This window comes from Sporomusa malonica, from assembly GCF_900176355.1.
GTDB lineage: Bacteria > Bacillota > Negativicutes > Sporomusales > Sporomusaceae > Sporomusa > Sporomusa malonica.
Window position 1 is genome coordinate 1 of the sequence record NZ_FWXI01000055.1, and the last position, 2,725, is coordinate 2,725.

The following is a 2,725-nucleotide window of genomic DNA, read 5'->3' on the forward strand; positions in this document are numbered from 1 at the left end:
CATATACACCTTGTTATAAAAGAAGGAAAAGATCCCCTGGAAAAACTGATGAAGCGAATCGGGGTAAGCTATGTTTATTGGTACAATTGGAAATATAAACGATCTGGCCATTTGTTTCAAGATCGATACAAAAGTGAGGTAATTGAAGACGATAGATATTTATTAGAGGTAATTCGATATATACATCAAAATCCTCTTCAAGCGGAAATGATAACTTCTAATGGGGAGTACCGTTGGAGCAGCTATGCTGAGTATACTTGGCGGCACTCAAATATAGTAGATACAAACTTCATCCTAGAGATGTTCTCCCGCAATAATGAAACGGCACGGGATTTGTTTATAGAATATATGGGCAGAATGAGTGATAGTAAAAAAGAATTTAATTTGGAAAGGACGAACAGGTTAACAGACGAAGAAGCAAAAGAAATAATCAAGAATGTTATTGATAACTTAGCAACTACTCAACTACAATCTATGGAAAAAGAAAAAAGAGATGAACTTTTAAGAAAGCTTAAAGCCATTGAAGGATTATCTATTAGACAAATAGCAAGAATAATCGGTCTCAATTTTAATGTTGTTGCTAAAACTTAGGATACAATCAGAACCGTCCCTCTGTATCCAGAACCGTCCCTCTGTATCCCTCTGTATCCCTGTATCCATGTATCTGAAGGCTGCTTAATTTGATATTTACCAAACAATTGTTCTGTATTATAATATACATAGCACTTCAGAAAGAGGGTGTTGGCTATGTGTGACCTAAAAGAGTTATGGAAAAAAGTAGAACGGTTGCAGGAAATAATGAATGAGGCTATAAGGAATAAAGGTGTAAACTCGCCTGATGCAATTCGTGCAATTCAAGAGTTACGGAACAAGATGCAAGAATATAATAATCTAGTACATCGTTAGCGTCCTTCGGGGCGCTTTTCTTATGCCCAAAAACCGGGAGGGATACATGAACATACTAGACATTGAACCACTTATACGCAAGCATACACGCAGCAAATCAGAAGATATAAAATCACAAGCTTGGCTAGCGGTAGTTCAAGCGTTTGCGTACTATAACTCAGCAAAAGGAGTTCCGCCACCTGGATATGTGGAAAGCAGGGTTAAATTCGCCGTATGGAACGCACTTAAGAAGGAGTATCAACTTGCTAATCGGGAAGATATTGAATGCTGTTTAGAAGACCAACCGGATCATACAGATGTAACCGGAGTAGTAGAGTTAAAATTATTGGGAAAAGGCTTTGCGAGGGGTTGAGTCAGTTATCGGTCAAACAGCGGCAAGCGTTCATAAAAACTATTATATTAGGACACAGCCTGACGGAGTATCCCCATGAATTGGGTATTACACCGCAGGCTGTATTTAATTCGAGAAAAAGCGGATCAAGTCGTTTAAAAAAGATGTTGGCATGAATGTATATAAGTGAAAGCCGATATACAGGAAACCCACAGTGCATAAGAGTTCCTTGGCTATGTCGGTTTTTAATAATTAATTGGAGGAATGTAAATATGGCAACAGCAGGGCAACCACTAACGACACCTGATAGTGGGTATCAAAGGATAGACGTTAATACATCTAACGTTACAACAAATATGGGGATGGGCTCCATACCCGAATCTTTAAATGGTAGTGCTTTGTATTCTGGCATTGGAGGTTACGCTAATTTTAATGTACGTACTTCGAAGTTACGTATAATATCTATGGGTCATCCTAGAGGTAACACTAATGCTAAAATCAAAATAAATGGTAATGTTGTAGGTTCTATGTCTAACTACACAGCATCAAGAACTGGATACTTATTGGTCTTTGACACTACCTTTCCAAATTCTCAAGAGATGAGTGTTGAACTAGTTGTAGATGAAGAAGGAGAATTTGAGTTTGATGCTATTGACATTGACGAAATTGGCGAGTTTAAACCATATTCACCGGTGTTAGTACCAACTAATCTAACTGCAACTGCGGGTGACTCCAAAGTAACACTCTCCTGGGCAGCCGTAACCGGAGCAACCGGCTACAACGTAAAGCGAGCCACCACAGCTGGCGGCCCATATACTCCTATTGCCAGCAATGAATCTGGAACCAGCTATGTTGATTCAAGCGTTATCAACGGTGCTACCTACTATTATGTAGTAACTGCGATTACGGCAGATGGCGAAAGCGCTAATTCAAATGAGGCTTCTGCTACACCCGCTGCAGTGGTAACGCCGCCTCCGACTACAGGCAATAAATTGCTCCGAGTAACCGTAATTGATTCCAGCGATCATGATTATCAATTGCCCATTGCTGATATCGACGCTTTTGTTAACTGGTATATGAAGCATACAAGCGCTGATACCGCAGGCTACATGCTGACTAAGAAGGTAGGCACTCAGAACAGCAGAGAATACTTGGCTTTCGATAAGATTATCAGCTTTGAGGTGCTGGAGCTAAACTAGTGAAATAAGAACTGGAGTGAGGAGAAATCTTCACTCCTTTAAATATGGCTTAAGCCAGTGGAGCACGTGAATTTTGCGCTCCACAATGCGACAGGGGACGGTTGATTATTGTCGCAGAAAAGATGTGCACACAAAATAATGTACACTACAGCTAAAAGCAGGGCATTACCGCGAGTTATTAAACGCCCGTATTAAAACTATCTTTCAAAATAGAAGTTGTTGTGCCAGGGATGCCAGCTTTTTTTACCTATACAGATTTCTTTAGTTGGCATCTCCTTGCCATCTTTAT

General features: G+C 40.0%; 3 protein-coding genes. All 3 read left to right on the plus strand.

All coding sequences use genetic code 11. The features are described 5' to 3' along the window. A partial coding sequence (locus B9A22_RS24700; protein WP_084578582.1) for a transposase occupies window positions 1-591 on the plus strand: 591 nt, incomplete at its 5' end. A 361-nt stretch (window positions 592-952) separates the two neighbouring features. Then, window positions 953-1,258 (plus strand): hypothetical protein, encoded by a 306-nt coding sequence (locus tag B9A22_RS24705; protein ID WP_084578583.1) that lies wholly within the window; start codon window positions 953-955, stop codon window positions 1,256-1,258. Window positions 1,259-1,509: 251 nt separating this feature from the next. Further along, window positions 1,510-2,436 carry a hypothetical protein gene (locus B9A22_RS24710; RefSeq protein WP_084578584.1) on the plus strand — a complete coding sequence of 309 codons (927 nt, stop codon included), beginning with the start codon at window positions 1,510-1,512 and terminating at the stop codon, window positions 2,434-2,436. Window positions 2,437-2,725 lie beyond the last annotated feature (289 nt).